This window comes from Pseudomonas fluorescens HK44 (assembly GCF_000217955.3).
Classification (GTDB): Bacteria; Pseudomonadota; Gammaproteobacteria; order Pseudomonadales; family Pseudomonadaceae; genus Aquipseudomonas; species Aquipseudomonas fluorescens_AQ.
The window spans coordinates 38,360-56,795 of the sequence record NZ_AFOY02000007.1 but is presented as its reverse complement, the minus strand read 5'-3'; the positions used below and the strand labels follow the sequence as shown (position 1 = coordinate 56,795).

15 protein-coding genes and 1 pseudogene are annotated in these 18,436 nt (G+C 60.3%); 6 read left to right on the top strand and 10 right to left on the bottom strand.

Annotated features, from left to right (window positions below):
• Positions 1 to 61 precede the first annotated feature (61 nt).
• From hda to HK44_RS05845, 3 genes are all read right to left on the bottom strand, one after another.
• The gene (gene hda / locus HK44_RS05855) at positions 62 to 766 is read right to left on the bottom strand and encodes a DnaA regulatory inactivator Hda (RefSeq protein WP_008033543.1); all 705 of its coding nucleotides are present in this window, start codon (positions 764 to 766) and stop codon (positions 62 to 64) included.
• 233 nt (positions 767 to 999) lie between these two features.
• Entirely contained in the window at positions 1,000 to 2,070 is a 1,071-nt protein-coding gene (locus HK44_RS05850; RefSeq protein ID WP_019693101.1) for an AI-2E family transporter, read from the bottom strand.
• A 35-nt stretch (positions 2,071 to 2,105) separates the two neighbouring features.
• A complete protein-coding gene (locus HK44_RS05845; RefSeq protein ID WP_019693102.1) occupies positions 2,106 to 3,155 on the bottom strand; it encodes a DUF2066 domain-containing protein in 1,050 nt (349 codons plus the stop codon).
• 385 nt (positions 3,156 to 3,540) lie between these two features.
• On the opposite strand from HK44_RS05845, the gene purM reads away from it, so the two are divergent.
• The 4 genes from purM to HK44_RS05825 all read left to right on the top strand — a co-directional run bounded on the left by purM (position 3,541) and on the right by HK44_RS05825 (position 6,415).
• Positions 3,541 to 4,599, top strand: coding sequence for a phosphoribosylformylglycinamidine cyclo-ligase (gene purM / locus HK44_RS05840; protein ID WP_019693103.1), 1,059 nt, complete (start codon positions 3,541 to 3,543; stop codon positions 4,597 to 4,599).
• Positions 4,599 to 5,249: a phosphoribosylglycinamide formyltransferase gene (gene purN / locus HK44_RS05835; RefSeq protein WP_019693104.1), complete on the top strand. Its 651-nt coding sequence runs from the start codon at positions 4,599 to 4,601 to the stop codon at positions 5,247 to 5,249. Before purM ends, purN begins: the two co-directional genes overlap by 1 nt.
• A gap of 8 nt (positions 5,250 to 5,257) precedes the next feature.
• Entirely contained in the window at positions 5,258 to 5,971 is a 714-nt protein-coding gene (locus HK44_RS05830) for a DUF3108 domain-containing protein (protein WP_019693105.1), read from the top strand.
• Between the two features lie 264 nt (positions 5,972 to 6,235).
• Positions 6,236 to 6,415 carry a hypothetical protein gene (locus tag HK44_RS05825; RefSeq protein WP_019693106.1) on the top strand — a complete coding sequence of 60 codons (180 nt, stop codon included), beginning with the start codon at positions 6,236 to 6,238 and terminating at the stop codon, positions 6,413 to 6,415.
• Between the two features lie 73 nt (positions 6,416 to 6,488).
• Here HK44_RS05825 and HK44_RS05820 read toward each other — a convergent pair whose 3' ends face one another.
• From HK44_RS05820 to HK44_RS05790, 7 genes and pseudogenes are all read right to left on the bottom strand, one after another.
• Positions 6,489 to 7,028, bottom strand: coding sequence for a DUF2058 domain-containing protein (locus tag HK44_RS05820; RefSeq protein ID WP_019693107.1), 540 nt, complete (start codon positions 7,026 to 7,028; stop codon positions 6,489 to 6,491).
• 25 nt (positions 7,029 to 7,053) lie between these two features.
• Positions 7,054 to 7,887: a nucleoside triphosphate pyrophosphohydrolase gene (mazG, locus tag HK44_RS05815; RefSeq protein WP_019693108.1), complete on the bottom strand. Its 834-nt coding sequence runs from the start codon at positions 7,885 to 7,887 to the stop codon at positions 7,054 to 7,056.
• A gap of 160 nt (positions 7,888 to 8,047) precedes the next feature.
• Positions 8,048 to 10,291 carry a GTP diphosphokinase gene (gene relA / locus HK44_RS05810; protein WP_019693109.1) on the bottom strand — a complete coding sequence of 748 codons (2,244 nt, stop codon included), beginning with the start codon at positions 10,289 to 10,291 and terminating at the stop codon, positions 8,048 to 8,050.
• Between the two features lie 123 nt (positions 10,292 to 10,414).
• The gene (rlmD, locus tag HK44_RS05805; RefSeq protein ID WP_019693110.1) at positions 10,415 to 11,767 is read right to left on the bottom strand and encodes a 23S rRNA (uracil(1939)-C(5))-methyltransferase RlmD; all 1,353 of its coding nucleotides are present in this window, start codon (positions 11,765 to 11,767) and stop codon (positions 10,415 to 10,417) included.
• Positions 11,767 to 12,669 (bottom strand): cysteine synthase CysM, encoded by a 903-nt coding sequence (cysM, locus tag HK44_RS05800; RefSeq protein WP_019693111.1) that lies wholly within the window; start codon positions 12,667 to 12,669, stop codon positions 11,767 to 11,769. The genes rlmD and cysM overlap by 1 nt, the downstream gene beginning before the upstream one ends.
• Positions 12,670 to 12,756: 87 nt before the next feature.
• A pseudogene (locus tag HK44_RS05795) lies at positions 12,757 to 13,605 on the bottom strand (sensor histidine kinase); the annotation flags it as partial.
• Positions 13,606 to 13,633: 28 nt separating this feature from the next.
• Positions 13,634 to 14,356 carry a response regulator transcription factor gene (locus HK44_RS05790; protein ID WP_019693113.1) on the bottom strand — a complete coding sequence of 241 codons (723 nt, stop codon included), beginning with the start codon at positions 14,354 to 14,356 and terminating at the stop codon, positions 13,634 to 13,636.
• Positions 14,357 to 14,574: 218 nt separating this feature from the next.
• Between HK44_RS05790 and HK44_RS05785 the strand changes: the two genes are divergently transcribed.
• Together HK44_RS05785 and HK44_RS05780 are read left to right on the top strand one after the other, a co-directional pair.
• Positions 14,575 to 17,325, top strand: a complete 2,751-nt coding sequence (locus HK44_RS05785) for a response regulator (RefSeq protein ID WP_019693114.1) — start codon at positions 14,575 to 14,577, stop codon at positions 17,323 to 17,325.
• A 118-nt stretch (positions 17,326 to 17,443) separates the two neighbouring features.
• Complete coding sequence (locus tag HK44_RS05780) at positions 17,444 to 18,433, top strand: 2-hydroxyacid dehydrogenase (protein WP_019693115.1); 990 nt, start codon at positions 17,444 to 17,446, stop codon at positions 18,431 to 18,433.
• Positions 18,434 to 18,436 lie beyond the last annotated feature (3 nt).

Here is an 18,436-nt window from a genome sequence, read left to right as displayed (position 1 = left end):
CTTTCCGGAAGCGGGTTTTCTGGCGCCTGAAATATGCCGAAACGCGCTACAGGCCGCGGCTTTACCAGCCCAGGGTTTCTTTGAGGAAGGGGATCGTCAGCTTGCGCTGAGCCTGCAAGGAGGCCTGATCGAGGCGCTCAAGGAGCTCGAACAACGCGCTCATGCTGCGAGTACCGCGCGTCAAGATAAAATGCCCGACTTCGTCGGTCAGGTGCAAACCGCGACGTGATGCGCGCAATTGCAGCGCACGCAACTTGTCTTCATCGGACAGCGGCCGCATCTGGAAAATCAGCGCCAGGGTCAAGCGGGATTTGAGGTCAGCCAGCTTTACCGGCAACTCGCGTGGCGAGGTCGAAGCGGCGATCAGCAGGCGCCGACCACTGTCACGCAGGCGATTGAACAGATGGAACAACGCCTCTTCCCAATCAGCCCGCCCTGCGACTGCCTGCAAGTCATCCAGGCAGACCAGTTCGTACTGTTCAAGGTTGTCGAGGATTTCGATACCGCGATCCAGCAACTCGGCCAACGGCAGGTACACCGCCGGCTCCCCCAACTGCTCGAAGCGCAAGCACGCGGCTTGCAGCAAGTGCGTACGCCCTACACCGTCCTTGCCCCAGAGATAGATCAGGCTTTCGGTCCAGCCGGCGTCGGCTTCGCACAGCCGCTCGACATAGCCGAGTGCAGCGGCATTGGCGCCAGGGTAGTAGTTGATAAAGGTAGCGTCATCACGCAGACGCACACCTAGGGGCAGCTGAATCGGTTTCATGCTGACTGAACAGTTCCAAACGAACCGTTAGTGGCCTCTGTGTAAAGTTTGCAAAGTTTATACCCGTGACGCCAGCCGCACAATGCGGCAGACCATAAGCAAAATCAAAGGTTTGCGTTAACTTGCGGGGATCGCCGGGGTTTGTTTGACGGCGTATGTGACAGCCGGGAGAGTTTTACAGGCCCGCCCGGCAATCCGCCGGGCGTCCCTGGACACTTAATCGACAGGGTTGATCAATCCGAATCTTCCACACCGCTGTACATGCCAGAATCTTTATATAAATCATGTAGATGGCGAACAAGCACCATGATCACCGCCGCCACTGGCAACGCCAGCAGGATCCCGGTGAAACCAAACAGCTCTCCACCCGCCAGAATCGCAAAGATCACCGCCACCGGGTGCAGACCAATCCGATCCCCCACCAACAACGGTGTCAGCACCATGCCCTCCAGCGCCTGACCAACCATGAACACCGCGACAATCCCGATCATCGGATACAGATCGCCACCAAACTGAAATAACCCGGCGATCAACGCCGCGCCGATCCCGATCACAAAGCCCATGTACGGCACGATGGCTGCCAGACCGGCTATCAGACCGATCAACAGCCCTAGTTCCAGCCCGACCAGCATCAGGCCCGCCGCATAGATCACACCCAACGCCAGCATCACCAGCAACTGCCCACGAACAAATGCGCCAAGCACCTCGTGACACTCGCCCGCCAGCGAGACCACACGCTCTTCACGATCGCGCGGCAACAGGCTGCGGATCTTCGCCATCATCAGATCCCAGTCGCGCAACAGGTAAAAACTCACCACCGGAATCAACACCAGATTGGCCAGCCAGCCAATCAATGCCAAACCCGATGCGGTGGCCTGGCTCAGCACGATACCGACGATGTCAGTGGCCTGCCCCATGTGCTCGGTGATCGCGGCCTTGACCTTGTCAAACTTCCAGAACCCATTCGCCAACCCGAGTTTCGACTGCGCCCAGGGCATCGCCGTGTGCTGCAACCAATCGAGCATTTGTGGTGCCAGTTCATACAAGCGCAGCAGCTGCTTGGCCAGCATCGGCACCAGCACCAGCAACAACGTCATGACGACCAAGGTGAACAGCGCGAACACTGCGACCACCCCCCAGGTTCTCGACAGACCGAATGCCTCCAGGCGATCCACCAGCGGATCGAACAGATAGGCCAGCAGCAGTGCCACCAGGAACGGTGTAAGGATCGGATGCAACAGGTACACAAATGCGCACAGCAGGGCTACTCCACCCAGCCACATCCAACGCCGCGTATCGGCCATGAATCACTCCAGCTTCTATATAAGGAAAGAAAAATCTACCAACGGAAACTCAACTGCGCTTTGGGCGCGGGCACCGGGGCGACCGCAGGTGCCACACCGCCGACCGCAGGCTGAACCGGTGCAGGCGTAGCACCCGCCGGCACCTCTTGCAACTTCGCCAGACTCAACTGCGCTCGCAACTGATCGGCACTGCCATTGACGCGATACACGATCCGGTCACCATCGACACTTTGCAGGTGCGCACCAAACGGCTCCAGCAAGCGCCCCAGCACCGCGTAGCGCTCCAGGTTCATGCCTTGCACCTCCAGCAACTGCTCGGTGGACGCTCCCGGCCTGGCAACGAAACGCGGCGCCAGGCGCTGACTCACCGCCAGCAATACCGCATCCGCCACGGCCGCACTGTCGGCCCCTTGCACACTGCCTTGCTCGCGCTGGTCACCCAGCCATAAATGCCACTTGGCCTGCCACTGACCACCCTCTTCCCGCGCATGCACAGCCAACAGAGCGTCCGCACCGTAACGTTCAGAGATGCCATGCAACGGTGCCGGGTCGTTACCTTCAAGATGCGGCGCGGTGGCGACGATCTGCTCGTTCAGGTCACCCAATGGCAGGCGCAACGGCAGACCGCGATGCTGCGCGGCTCGCCGCAATGGTGCAGCACTGGCCTGACCGTCACCCACCAGACTTGAGCCTTCGGTCGAATCGTTCAGCCACCAACCGAGAATCGACGGCCGATTGGCGCCCCACAAGGCCAGCCCGGCCTGACGCAGCGCCCGATCGGTGCTGACCGGATCGAAATCGACTTGCAGACTTTCCGGCGGCCCGGCGTCATAGCCGTATCGGCTGATGATCTGCTGCGGGTCCTTGCGAATCGCCGCCAGCCCTGGACTCTGCGCGGCCTTGGCGTCACCGGTCAGACGCAGCACCAGGGTATCCAGCGCACGCTGGGTGGCTTGATCGCGCTCCTCCGGGGTCTGACTGCTGACCGGCTCGCGCACTTGATAGAGACCGTTGACGGTTTGGGCATGACTCGCCAGGCTGACCAACGACAAACAGCCCAAAAACAGTAATTTACACAAACGCATGGAGAATTCCCGACGACAAAAAGCGGCTGGAACAGACCGCATGAACAGACATGAGCAAGGCTGTGACCGCCGGCCTGCGCAAAACATTCACGCAATCGATGGAAGTTTTCACTCTGTCATAACGATAGCCGGTTAACGGCTATACCTTATACAGCCACGAGCGAGGTCACCAGCTCGGGCATTTTCGGTTTTTTTTAACACGATATGCCTCTGCCCGTCGGCCCGAGGATGGCCGCTGCCCCTCAAGCCTGATAAAATCGCGCGCCTTCGTAGACCGGCAACGGCTGGGTACTCTGAAATGCTCGCGCGGCAATCGCGCCACAGGTATTTCAGTGCACTCGCCGAACTCGGTCGTTACCCCTGAATCCCCCTAAAGGCCTGGATCATGAGCAAGCAACCCTCCCTGAGCTACAAGGACGCCGGTGTAGACATCGACGCCGGTGAAGCATTGGTCGAACGCATCAAGAGCGTCGCCAAGCGCACTGCGCGCCCGGAAGTCATGGGCGGCCTGGGCGGTTTCGGCGCCCTCTGCGAAATCCCGGCTGGCTACAAGCAGCCCGTGCTGGTATCCGGCACCGACGGCGTTGGCACCAAGCTGCGCCTGGCTCTGAACCTGAACAAGCATGACAGCATCGGCATCGACCTGGTTGCCATGTGCGTCAACGACCTGGTGGTCTGCGGTGCCGAACCGCTGTTCTTCCTCGACTACTACGCCACCGGCAAACTGAACGTCGACACCGCCGCTCAAGTCGTCACCGGCATCGGTGCTGGCTGCGAACTGTCCGGCTGCTCGCTGGTGGGCGGCGAAACCGCTGAAATGCCTGGCATGTACGAAGGCGAAGACTACGACCTGGCCGGCTTCTGCGTGGGCGTGGTCGAGAAGTCGGAAATCATCGACGGTTCGAAAGTCGCCGCTGGCGATGCCCTGCTCGCCCTGCCGTCTTCCGGCCCGCACTCCAACGGCTACTCGCTGATCCGCAAGATCATCGAAGTGTCCGGTGCAGACATCGAAAACATCCAGCTCGACGGCAAGCCACTGACCGACCTGCTGATGGCGCCAACCCGTATCTACGTCAAGCCGCTGCTCAAGCTGATCAAAGACACTGGCGCAGTCAAGGCCATGGCCCACATCACCGGTGGCGGCCTGCTCGACAACATCCCGCGCGTTCTGCCAAAAGGCGCTCAGGCGGTGGTTGACGTAGCAAGCTGGACCCGTCCGACCGTGTTCGACTGGCTGCAAGAGAAAGGCAACGTCGACGAAACCGAAATGCACCGCGTGCTGAACTGCGGCGTCGGCATGGTGATCTGCGTTGCCCAGGAGCACGTTGAAACCGCGCTGAACGTGCTGCGTGAAGCCGGCGAACAACCTTGGGTAATCGGTCAGATCGCTACCGCTGCCGAAGGCGCGGCTCAGGTCGAACTGAAGAACCTCAAGGCGCACTGATGTCCGCCACCTGTGATGTTGTGGTGCTGTTGTCCGGCACCGGCAGTAACTTGCAGGCCTTGATCGACGACGCGCAGAACGCGGACAACCCTGTGCGCATTCGCGCCGTGATCTCGAACCGCGCTGACGCCTATGGCCTTCAGCGCGCCAGGGATGCGGGTATCGACACCCGTACCCTGGATCACAAGGCTTTCGAAGGTCGCGAGGCCTTCGATGCCGCCTTGATCGAATTGATCGACGCCTTCCAACCCAAGCTTGTGGTACTGGCCGGATTCATGCGTATTCTCAGCGCTGATTTCGTCCGTCACTATCAGGGTCGTCTGCTCAATATCCATCCTTCGCTGCTACCCAAATACAAAGGGTTACACACTCATCAGCGAGCGCTGGAAGCCGGCGACACCGAACATGGCTGCAGCGTGCACTTCGTCACCGAGGAACTCGATGGCGGACCACTGGTCGTACAGGCAGTAATACCGGTAGAGTTGCACGATTCGCCGCAAAGTCTGGCGCAACGGGTCCACACCCGCGAACACCAGATTTACCCGATGGCCGTACGCTGGTTTGCCGAGGGCCGACTGAGCCTTGGCGAACAGGGTGCTTTACTGGATGGTCAGTTACTCGCGGCCAGCGGTCACTTGATTCGAAACTAGGAGATTTTATGCGTCGCGCCCTGCTCTTCGCTTGTGCTCTGCTCGCCCTGCCCCTTGCGCAGGCGGCAGACCTTCAACCGTTCTCCGCCAGCTACACCGCCGACTGGAAGCAGCTCCCGATGAGTGGTTCGGCCGAACGCAGCCTGTCGAAAAATGACAACGGCTCCTGGACCTTGAATTTCAAGGCCTCCATGCTGGTCGCCAGCCTGACCGAGGAAAGTACCCTGAAGCTGGACAAGGACACCTTGCTGCCTCAGTCATATCGCTTCGAACGCGGTGGCCTGGGCAAAGCCAAGAAGGTCAATCTGGACTTCGACTGGACCACCAAGATGGTCACCGGCACTGATCGCGGCGACCCGGTCAAGGTACCGCTCAACACCGGCATGCTGGACAAGTCCACCTACCAACTGGCCTTGCAGCGCGATGTAGCCGCCGGCAAAAAAAGCATGAGCTACCAAGTGGTCGAAGGTGAAGACACCGACACCTACGACTTCCGCGTGATTGGCCAGGAGAAAGTCCAGACCAAAGCGGGTTCGGTCGATGCGATCAAGGTCGAACGTGTTCGCGACCCGACACAGAACAAGCGCATCACCGAAATGTGGTTCGCCAAGGACTGGGGCTACATCCTGGTAGCCCTGCGTCAGGTCGAGACCGACGGCAAGGAGTACAACATCATGCTCCTCGACGGCACGGTTGACGGCAAGGCTGTCAAAGGCAGCTGATCTGGATCGAAGTAAAGAAGCCTCGCGATTGCGGGGCTTTTTTTCGTCTGCCGGTTTGTGCCCAAGCGTTCGCAAACATGAAACTTCCGTCATGAAACCCGGCGCCCTGCGACCAAATGTCACGGACTGCAAGGGCTGCGGGATTTTTTCAATTTCTGCAAAAGATCATTACCGAGCACAGGCATTTACTTAGCAAGCTAACAAAACATATAACAAAGGCCTGCACACGCCTTGCTGCAGATCAATTGAGATTGGAGCCAGCAGATGACTGTAAAAGTAACTGAACGCGACGATTCACATAAATCCCACGAAGGCGTAGCCGCCGGCATCCGGATCTGGGACGTCTATCAACAAGACATGCTGGTGGGAATGTTCCACTCCGAGAGCGACGCCCACAGCTATAAGGCCGAACTGGAAAACCTAGAGCACAAGCGCGAAGCCTGAATGCCGTAATACAGATTTGAAAAACCACAAACCCCGCCAATAAGCGGGGTTTGTCGTTGTTAAGCCGTGGTGTTTACCACATCAGATCATCAGGGATCTGATAGGCCGCGTACGGATCGTCCGCATCGACTTCTTCGGTCTGGGTGTTCAGCTGCACGATACGTTGTGGATCGCGCTCCTGGATCTTCAGGGCCGCTTCACGCGGGATCACTTCGTAGCCACCGGCGTGATGCACGATCGCCAGGGAACCACTGCTGAGCTTGTTGCGCATCAGGGTGTTGACGGAGATGCGCTTGACCTTCTTGTCGTCCACGAAGTTGTAGTAGTCCTCGGTGGTCAACTTCGGCAAGCGCGAGACTTCGATCAACTGCTTGACCTGCGCGGCACGAGCCTTCTGCTCGGACTTTTCCTGCTGCTGGCGATTGAGTTCCTGGTCGCGCTTGACCTTCTCGGCCATGGCTTCCTGGGCCGCACGCTGCTGGGAATCATCGAGTTCGATCTGACCTTTATGGACCAGACGTTGCTGCTTCTGTTTCTCTTTGCCGACCTGTTTGGCCTGCTTTTGGTTGACCAGCCCTGCTTTGAGCAACTGGTCGCGAAGGGAAAGGCTCATGGTGCTTACTCACTTAGGCAACAGCTCAGCCGCAGCTGGGCAAATTCTTTTCCTGACGTTTGGCTTCGCCCCACAAGGCGTCCAACTCTTCGAGGGTGCAATCTTCTATGGGACGGAGGGTGTCGCGCAATGCCTGTTCGATAAATCGGAAGCGTCTTTCAAACTTGCTGTTGGCGCCACGCAATGCGGTTTCCGGATCGACCTTGAGGTGACGCGCCAGGTTGACCACGGAAAACAGCAGATCACCGACTTCGTCACTGATCGCTGTCGCATCGTTATCCGCCATGGCTTCGAGCACTTCATCAAGCTCTTCGCGGACTTTATCAAGCACCGGCAACGCGTCCGGCCAGTCGAAACCCACCTGCCCCGCGCGCTTTTGCAGCTTGGCCGAACGGGACAATGCAGGCAACGCAGCCGGCACATCATCGAGCAAGGACAATTGCTCAGGGACCTGGGACTTCTCGGCCCGCTCTTCGGCCTTGATCTCCTCCCAGCGCTGCTTGACCTGCTCCTCACTGAGGCGCGGGATATCCAGCGCCGCATACAGATCACCGGTCGGAAATACATGGGGATGACGACGAATCAGTTTGCGGGTGATGCTGTCGACCACGCCGTCGAACTCGAAACGCCCCTCTTCCCGCCCTAGCTGGCTGTAATACACCACCTGGAACAGCAGATCGCCCAACTCACCCTGCAAATGATCGAAGTCGCCGCGCTCGATGGCGTCCGCCACCTCATAGGCTTCTTCCAGGGTGTGCGGGACGATGGTCTGCCAGGTTTGCCTGATATCCCACGGGCAGCCGAACTGCGGGTCCCGCAGCCGGCTCATGAGGTGTAGCAAGTCTTCAAGGTTGTACATCAATCACTCTCATACAGAACCTTGTAGGAGCAAGGCTTGCCCGCGATGGCGGCATGCCTGACACACCGCTATCGCGAGCAAGCTTGGCTCCTACAGGGTCGAGGTATATCACCATCGCGAGCAAATGAATGTCGCCCGCCCCTACCCACATTGATCACCATCACGGAGTGCGGTTACGCCGGGTTTCGATGATATTCGGCAATTGGGAAATACGCCCCAACAACCGCCCCAATGCGTCCAGCCCCGGAATCTCGATGGTCAAAGACATCAACGCGGTGTTGTCCTCTTTGTTCGAGCGGGTATTGACCGCCAGCACGTTGATCCGCTCGTTGAGCAGCACTTGCGACACGTCGCGCAGCAGACCGGAACGGTCGTAGGCACGAATGATGATGTCCACCGGATAGGTCAACACCGGCACCGGGCCCCAGCTGACCTGGATGATCCGCTCAGGCTCGCGCCCGGCCAGTTGCAGCACCGAGGCGCAGTCCTGACGGTGAATGCTGACGCCACGACCCTGAGTGATGTAACCGACGATCGCATCGCCCGGCAACGGCTGGCAGCAACCGGCCATTTGGGTCATCAGGTTGCCGACGCCCTGGATCTGGATATCGCCGCGCTTGCCCGGCTTGTAGCCGGTGGCTTTGCGCGGGATCAGTTCCAGCTGTTCATTGCCGCGTTCCGGCTCGACCAGTTGCTGTGCCAGGTTGACCAACTGCGCCAGGCGCAAATCGCCGGCACCCAACGCTGCAAACATGTCCTCGGCGGTTTTCATGTTGGCCTTGTCGGCCAGCTTTTCGAAATCCACCTGCGGCAGACCGAGGCGATTGAGTTCGCGCTCGAACAGGGTTTTACCGGCCGCGACGTTCTGGTCGCGCGCCTGCAATTTGAACCAGTGAACGATTTTTGCCCGCGCCCGCGAGGTGGTGATATAGCCCAGGTTCGGGTTCAGCCAGTCGCGGCTCGGTGTGCCGTGTTTGCTGGTGATGATCTCGACCTGCTCACCGGTCTGCAGGCTGTAGTTGAGCGGGACGATCCGCCCGTTGATCTTCGCTCCCCGGCAGTTGTGACCGATTTCGGTGTGTACGCGGTAGGCGAAGTCCAGCGGCGTGGCGCCTTTTGGCAAGTCGATCGCGTGACCGTCGGGGGTGAAGATGTACACCCGATCCGGCTCGATATCGACCCGCAGCTGTTCCGCCAGACCACCGATATCGCCCAGCTCTTCGTGCCACTCGAGCACCTGACGCAGCCAGGAGATTTTCTCTTCGTAGTGATTGGAGCCGGATTTGACGTCGGTGCCCTTGTAGCGCCAGTGCGCACAAACGCCCAGCTCAGCCTCTTCGTGCATCGCGTGGGTGCGGATCTGCACTTCCAGCACCTTGCCTTCAGGACCGATGACCGCCGTGTGCAACGAGCGGTAGCCGTTCTCTTTCGGGTTGGCGATGTAGTCGTCGAATTCTTTCGGGATGTGCCGCCACAAGGTGTGGACGATGCCCAGCGCGGTGTAGCAGTCGCGCATTTCCGGCACCAGCACGCGCACCGCACGCACGTCGTAGATCTGGCTGAACTCCAGACCCTTGCGCTGCATTTTGCGCCAGATCGAATAGATGTGTTTGGCCCGGCCGCTGATGTCGGCATCGACGCCGGTGGCCTTCAATTCGGCCTGCAACTGGTTCATCACATCACTGATGAACCGCTCGCGATCAAGGCGCCGCTCATGCAGCAACTTGGCGATCTGCTTGTATTGGTCGGGCTCCAGGTAACGGAAGGACAAATCCTCCAGTTCCCATTTGATATGACCGATGCCAAGACGGTGAGCCAGCGGCGCATAGATGTCGAAGACTTCCCGCGCGACCCGGTTGCGCTTTTCGTCATCGGCAGTTTTCACCGCACGGATCGCGCAGGTGCGCTCGGCCAGTTTGATCAAGGCGACGCGAACGTCGTCGACCATGGCCACGAGCATCTTGCGCAGGTTTTCCACCTGGCCCTGAGAGCCCAGCACCAACGATTGGCGCGGGCTCAGGCTGGCGCTGATCGCCGCCATGCGCTGCACGCCATCGATCAGTTTGGTAACCACCGGACCAAAGCGCTGGCTGACGGCCGGCAGCTGGATATGACCTTCGCGTACGCCACGGTAAAGAATCGCCGCGACCAACGAATCCTGATCGAGCTTTAGGTCGGCGAGGATCTCTGCGATCTCAAGGCCCGTACGAAAACTCGACGTACCTTCGGACCAGAGATTCTTCGCCGCTTTGTCTTGCTGTTCGGCCTGACGAGCAAACTCGCAGGCTTCTTTCAAGGCTTCGCGATCCAGTGCCGGATCGACACTGACCGCATGATCGAGCCAAGCCTCGAGATTGATACTGCCGTCCGTATTGATCGGCTGGTGTGCTCTCACCTGTACCATCTTGCTTACCTTCCCTACGACGCAGATTCAATGCGTCAAATCGCTGACCTTCGATGCCCATGCGCCCTCGCTGGGCTGACGCGGCTGATGCATGAGCGCTCTGGTCGGACCAGACGAGCCGTCCTAGCTCGCTTCAAATAACGCCATGGCCTCGACATGTGCCGTCTGAGGAAACATATCGAGGATCCCGGCACGTTTTAACCGGTAGCCCTGCTTGATCAATTCGACCGTGTCACGGGCCAAAGTTGCCGGGTTGCACGACACATAAACCAACCGCTTGGCACCCAGCGATGCGAGTGTGCGCACCACCTCGAAAGCACCGTCGCGCGGTGGGTCCAAGAGTACCGCAGAAAAGCCCTCGCTGACCCATTCGGCATCAACCAAAGGCTGGGATAAATCGGCCTGAAAAAACTTCACGTTATGCAGATTGTTGCTAGCGGCATTCGCGCAAGCGCGCTCGACCATGGTCTGTACGCCTTCCACTGCCACCACTTCATGGACGTTCTGCGCCAGCGGCAAGGCAAAGTTACCCAGGCCGCAGAACAGATCGAGCACGCGCTCGTCAGCGGCAGGCTTCAGCCATTCCAGCGCCTGGGCGACCATCGCCTCGTTGACCCCGGCGTTCACCTGAATGAAGTCACCCGGGCGATACGCCAGTTCAAGATTCCATTGCTCAAGTCGGTATCCCAGCGCCTGATCGGCATCGACCGGTTGCGGCTCGCCTTCGCCATGCAGCCACAATTGGGCATCATGGAGTGCGCAGAATGCCTTGAGGATGCTCAGGTCGTTTTCAGACAGTGGCGCCATGTGGCGCAACAGCAAGGCCAGGGATGAACCGGCGAACAATTCCACGTGGCCCAGCGCTTGAGGCTTGCTTAAACGCCGGAGCATTTCCGGCAAGCCGCTCATGATCGGCTGCAAGGGCTGTACCAGCACCGGGCAAGCATTGATGCCGACAATGTCCTGGCTGCCGGCGGCACGAAAACCGACTTCGAGTTTTTTCGCCTTCACGTCCCAGCGTACCGCCACCCGGGCGCGACGTCGGTAGGCGAACTCAGGACCACTCAAGGGTTCTGCCCACTGCTCGGGTTCGACACCGGCCACCCGCGACAACTGCTCGGCGAGCATGCGCTGTTTCAGGGCAAGTTGTTCGTTGTGGGGCAGATGCTGCACGCTGCAACCGCCGCAGCGCCCGGCATGGGCGCACGGTGCCGGACGACGCAATTGATTGGCGACGAAGACCCGCTCGGTACGCGCCTCGACGACTTTGCCATGGGCCCCCAGGACGCGCGCCTCGACTTCTTCACCGGCCAATGCACCGATGACGAACCAGGTACGACCTTCGAAAAACGCGATACCGCGACCGTCATTGGCCAGACGCTCGATGGTCAAGCGCTGCTTTTTGCCGGTCGGGACTTGCGGGGCCTTGCTGCCGCCCGTGGGTTGGAAGCGCAGGCCTCTCACTTGCTTGGCCATCAGTTGGGCGCGTCGAAAATGCCGGTCGACAAATAACGGTCGCCACGGTCACAAATGATCGCGACCATCACCGCGTTTTCGACTTCTTTGGACAGGCGCAGCATCGCGGCTACAGCACCGCCCGAGGACACGCCACAGAAGATGCCTTCTTCGCGCGCCAGACGACGGGTCACGTCTTCGGCTTCGCTTTGGGCCATGTCGACGATGCGGTCAACCCGATCGGCTTGATAGATCTTCGGCAGGTACTCCTGCGGCCAGCGACGGATGCCCGGAATCGCCGAGCCTTCCATCGGTTGCAGACCGACGATCTGCACGGCCGGATTCTGTTCTTTCAGGTAACGTGAGACCCCCATGATGGTGCCCGTGGTGCCCATGGAACTGACGAAATGGGTAATGGTGCCCTCGGTCTGGCGCCAGATTTCCGGGCCAGTACCGGTGTAATGCGCCTCGGGGTTGTCGCCGTTGGCGAACTGGTCGAGCACCTTGCCGCGGCCCTCAGCCTGCATCCACTCGGCGAGGTCGCGAGCGCCTTCCATGCCCTCTTCCCGGCTGACCAGAATCAGCTCGGCGCCATAGGCGGTCATCGCGGCCTTGCGTTCGGCGCTGGAGTTGTCGGGCATGATCAGGATCATCTTGTAACCCTTGATCGCCGCAGCCATGGCCAGGGCAATCCCGGTGTTGCCGGAGGTCGCCTCGATCAGCGTATCGCCGGCATGGATCTGCCCACGCAGCTCGGCACGGGTAATCATCGACAGCGCCGGACGGTCCTTGACCGAACCCGCCGGGTTATTACCCTCGAGCTTGAGCAGCAGGGTATTGCTGGTGGCGCCGGGCAGGCGCTGCAAACGAACCAGCGGAGTGTTGCCGACGCAATCGGCGATGGTGGGGTACTGCAAGGTCATGGCGTATTCGCAATCCAGACAGCGGGGGCGACCATCATACCGGCAAACGTGCGCAGGCCATATCACGCAAAGTGTGGTGCTTATGGCTTATGGGAATAAGCCGAGGTTTTCACCGGATGGGAGGACCTCTTCGCGAGCAAGCCCGCACAGGGGATCGGGGGTGTTCACTCTTTTTATAGTCGACTCCGCTCCAATGTGTGCGGGCTTGCTCGCGAAGGCGTCGTCACTGACGCCATCAAGAAGAGCCAACAGCCGCATATTGAGCCTCAACCCCTGCCCAGTATTCTCCGCCCACAAGCGCCCGCCCTGACGCTGCACCGCGTTGCGCGCGATGCTCAGGCCCAGGCCAAAGCCGCCATTGCCGGGGCGTGAGCCGTCGAGTCGGGTGAACGGGTCGAAGATGCGTTCCAGATCGTCTTCGGCGACACCGCCGCCCTGGTCTTCGAGCCACAGCAGCCAGTATTCGCCGTCGCGCCGGCCGTCGAGGCGCACACTGCCACCAGACGGAGAATGGCGGATGGCATTGCGCAGGATATTTTCCAGCGCCTGGGCCAGGGTATTCAGATGGCCGCGAACCCAGCACGAAGCCTCCACCGCGCAGTGCAGTTGCCCGGCGGGCCAAGCGCTTTCATAGCAGGCGTTTTCCGTGAGCATTTCCCAAAGCGCCTGAACCTGAATGGCCTCATCCGGTAATGCCGAGCGCTCAGTGTCGAGCCAGGCCAGTTGCAGTGTGTCTTCTATCAGCCGTTGCATGCCATCGACTTCGCGACCGATACGCTCGCGTAGTTGCAGCAGGTCCTCTTCGCTTTCGCTGGCCACCCGCAAACGGCTCAACGGTGTGCGTAGTTCATGAGACAAGTCGCGTAGCAGTTGCTGCTGCGCAGCCACGGCGGTTTGCCGGCGTTCGGGCATTTGATCGAACGCGTGGGCCTGTTCATCACGGTTGTTCAACGGCGCCACCCGGTCAGACCATTTCATCAACGGCACTCATGACATAACCCTTGCCCCAGACGGTGCGTACTTCGCGTTCGCCGTAGCCGATGGCCTTGAGTTTGCGGCGGATCTGGCTGATGTGCATGTCCAGGCTGCGATCGTGGGGCGCGTAGCCGCGCTGCAACACCTGCTGATAAAGGAAGGCCTTGCCGAGCACTTCTTCGCCATTGCGGTTCAGGGTTTCCAGCAGCCGGTATTCGCTGCGGGTCAGCCCGGCCCACTGCTCACCATAATGAACATCACACAGTTCATCGTCGAAACGCAGGCTGTGAACGTCGCCGTTGATCGCCGGCAGCGTATGTCGACGGTCCAGGGCCACCCGCCGCAGGATGGCTTCGATGCGCACCCGCAATTCGGCCATGCTGAAAGGCTTGGGCAGGTAGTCGTCGGCGCCCAGGCGAAAACCGTTGATGCGATCCGCTTCGCAACCCAATGCCGACATCAGCAGCACCGGGGTGGAATCGCGGCTCCGCAGGTCGGTCAATACCGCCAGCCCGTCCATGCCCGGCAGCAAAATATCCATCAGCACGACATCGAAGGTCTGCTCACGAGCAATCGCCAGCCCATCCTCGCCGTTCTGGCACCAGGTCACTTGAAAGCCACTGCGCTCCAAATGTTCATGAACATGTGCCCCTAATACAAGGTCGTCTTCAATCGCCAGGATACGAGGGGCGCCAACCGATACGGGAGTCATTAGCTTCTGCAAGTCATTCTCAATCACTGATTATTCAAGATTGCCCGACAGTGAGCAACCCGCGACTTTCGTCGCAGCCCCGCGCAACGCTCAAACCGTCTCAAAGCTCTGGATAATTTGCCGGGATTGCCCGCCAGCAAATCGCTACACTGCGCGGGTAGCGCGTGCCGGATGCATGCACAGGTCATCTATAAACAGCGTGATAGCAGGAGAGTGACGTGCTGAAGAAACTGGGGATCAAAGGTCGCGTATTGTTGTTGACCTTGTTGCCGACCAGCCTGATGGCCTTGGTTCTGGGCGGCTACTTCACCTGGATGCAACAGTCCGACCTGCAAACCCAACTTCTGCAACGCGGCGAAATGATCGCCGAACAACTGGCACCTCTGGTCGCCCCGGCCATGGGCCACAAGAATGACGACCTGCTGGAACGCATCGCGACCCAGTCACTGGAGCAACCGGACGTGCGCGCCGTGTCGTTCCTGGCGCCGGACCGCACACAACTGGCGCACGCCGGGCCACTGATGCTCAACCAGCCGCCCACCGGCGACAGCGCGCATATGCTGCAACGCACCGGCAACGACGCCACCCGTTACCTGCTGCCGGTGTTTGGCCGGCATCGCAACCTGGCCGGCGAGCTGATCCCCGATGAGTCCGATCGCTTGCTGGGCTGGGTCGAGCTGGAACTCTCCCACAACGGCATGTTGCTGCGCGGTTATCGCAGCCTGTTCGCCAGCGTACTGCTGATCGCCGCCGGTCTGGCCGGCACCGCGCTGCTGGCATTGCGTATGGGCCGCACCATCAATACACCGCTGAACCTGATCAAGCAGGCCGTGGCGCAACTCAAGGACGGCCATCTCGAAACCCGCCTGCCCCCGCTCGGCAGCCAGGAGCTGGATGAACTGGCCTCGGGGATCAACCGCATGGCCAGTACCCTGCAAAATGCTCAGGAAGAACTGCAGCACAGCATCGATCAGGCCACCGAAGACGTCCGGCAGAACCTGGAAACCATCGAGATCCAGAACATCGAGCTGGACCTGGCGCGCAAGGAAGCCCTGGAAGCGAGCCGGATCAAGTCCGAGTTCCTCGCCAACATGAGCCACGAGATTCGCACGCCGCTCAATGGCATCCTCGGTTTCACCCATTTGCTGCAAAAAAGCGAACTGACGCCGCGTCAGCTCGACTATCTGGGCACGATCGAAAAGTCCGCCGACAGCCTGCTGGGAATCATCAACGAAATTCTCGATTTCTCGAAAATCGAGGCCGGCAAACTGGTGCTCGACAGCATTCCGTTCAACCTGCGCGATCTGCTCCAGGACACCCTGACCATCCTCGCCCCGGCCGCCCACGCCAAACAGCTCGAGCTGGTCAGCCTGGTGTACCGCGACACCCCGCTGTCGCTGGTTGGCGACCCGTTGCGGCTCAAGCAGATCCTCACCAACCTTGTGAGTAACGCGATCAAGTTCACCCGCGAAGGCACCATCGTCGCCCGCGCCATGCTTGAAGAAGAACACGAAGACAGCGTGCAACTGCGCATCAGCATTCAGGACACCGGCATCGGCCTGTCGAATCAGGACGTGCGCGCGTTGTTTCAGGCCTTTAGCCAGGCCGACAACTCGTTGTCGCGGCAACCGGGCGGTACGGGCCTGGGACTGGTGATTTCCAAGCGATTGATCGAGCAGATGGGCGGCGAGATTGGCGTCGACAGCACGCCGGGCGAAGGCTCGGAATTCTGGATCAGCCTGAGCCTGCCGAAAACCCGCGACGATGCCGAAGACCTGCCCTCGCCGCCGTTGCTCGGGCGCCGCGTTGCGGTGCTGGAAAACCACGAGCTGGCACGCCAGGCCTTGCAGCATCAGTTGGAAGACTGCGGCCTTGAAGTGACCCCGTTCAACACCCTCGAAAGCCTGACCAATGGCGTCACCGGCGCGCACCAGACCGAGCAGGCGATCGACCTTGCCGTGCTCGGCATCACCTCCAACGACATGCCGCCGGAGCGGCTGAATCAGCATATCTGGGACCTCGAACACCTGGGTTGCAAAGTGCTGGTGCTGTGCCCGACCACCGAACAGACGCTGTTCCATCTCTCGGTGCCCAACCCTCACAGCCAGTTGCAGGCCAAACCGGCCTGCACTCGCAAGCTACGGCGCGCGCTGTCGGATCTGGTCAACCCGCGCCAGTTGCGCAACGAACCGGGCGAGCCGGTTTCCAGCCGCGCGCCCAAAGTACTCTGCGTCGACGACAACCCGGCCAACCTGCTGTTGGTGCAGACGCTGCTCGAAGACATGGGCGCCAAGGTACTGGCAGTCGAAAGCGGTTACGCGGCGATCAAGGCCGTGCAGACCGAAGCCTTCGACCTGGTGCTGATGGACGTGCAGATGCCAGGCATGGATGGACGCCAGAGCACCGAAGCGATTCGACAATGGGAAAGCGAACGGCATTGCACACCGCTGCCGATCGTTGCCCTCACCGCCCACGCGATGGCCAACGAAAAACGCGCCTTGCTGCAAAGCGGCATGGACGATTACCTGACCAAACCGATCAGCGAGCGCCAACTGGCTCAGGTGGTGTTGAAGTGGACCGGGCTGGCCCTGCGTAACCACGGTCCGGATCGGGTCGATACCTATGGCAACACCAGCGACCTGCTGGTGCTCGACCCCGATGAAGGCCTGCGCCTGGCGGCCGGCAAGGCCGATCTGGCAGCCGACATGCTGGCGATGTTGCTGGCGTCACTGGAAGCCGACCGCGAGGCGATTCGCGTCGCCCGAGACAGCGATGACCAGAATGCCCTGATCGAACGCGTCCACCGCCTGCACGGCGCGACACGTTATTGCGGCGTTCCACAGTTGCGTGCGGCCTGTCAGCGCAGTGAAACCCTGCTCAAGCAACAAGACCCCAAAGCCCTGGTGGCGCTGGAAGAGCTTGAGCGGGCGATCAACCGCCTGGCCTCGCAAGCGCGTATTGGTGCTTGACCCAGCGCAATGGTGCGGCGGGCGTTGAGGGTTAAACTCAACGCATTACCCCTACTTCATCGTTCCCACGTTCAGAGCGTGGGAACGATGAATGACGTGAGACCTCCAGAAGGGCACCATGCACACGATACTTTTCAGCAGCCAGACGTACGACCGCGAGAGCTTTCTTGCAGCCAAAGTGCCCGCCGGTATCGAGTTGCACTTCCAGCCCGCGCGCCTGAGTATGGACACGGCGGCGCTGGCCGAGCGGCATGAAGTGGTCTGCGCCTTTATCAATGACGACCTCAGCGCGCCGGTGCTTGAACGACTGGCCGCTGGCGGTACGCAACTGATCGCCTTGCGCTCGGCCGGTTACAATCACGTTGACCTGGCTTGCGCAAAACGCCTGGGTTTGAGCATCGTCCGCGTGCCCGCCTACTCGCCTCACGCGGTGGCCGAACACGCGGCGGCGTTGATCCTGGCACTGAACCGCCGCCTCTACCGCGCCTACAACCGGACCCGCGAAGGCGATTTCAGCCTGCACGGGCTGACTGGTTTCGATCTGTTCGGCAAGACGGTCGGCGTGGTCGGCACCGGCCAGATCGGCGCCGCCTTCGCGAAAATCATGGCCGGGTTTGGCTGCAAGCTGCTGGCTTACGACCCCTACCCCAATCCTGCGGTCCAGGCCCTCGGTGCCCGTTATCTGCCATTGCCGGAACTGTTGGCCGAAGCGCAGATCATCAGCCTGCATTGCCCGCTGACCGCCGAGAGCAAACACCTGATCAACAGCCAGTCGCTGGCGCATCTGCAACCTGGCGCGATGTTGATCAACACCGGGCGTGGCGGGCTGGTCGACACGCCCGCGCTGATCGACGCATTGAAAAGCGGTCAATTGGGGTATCTGGGGCTGGACGTCTATGAAGAAGAAGCCCAACTGTTCTTCGAAGACCGCTCCGACCTGCCGCTGCAAGACGACGTGTTGGCGCGGCTGTTGACCTTCCCCAATGTGATCATCACCGCGCACCAGGCCTTCCTGACCCACGAAGCATTGGCCGCAATCGCCACGACCACCTTGCAGAACATCACCGATTGGGCCGCTGGCACACCTCACAATCAGGTCGAAAGCTGATTT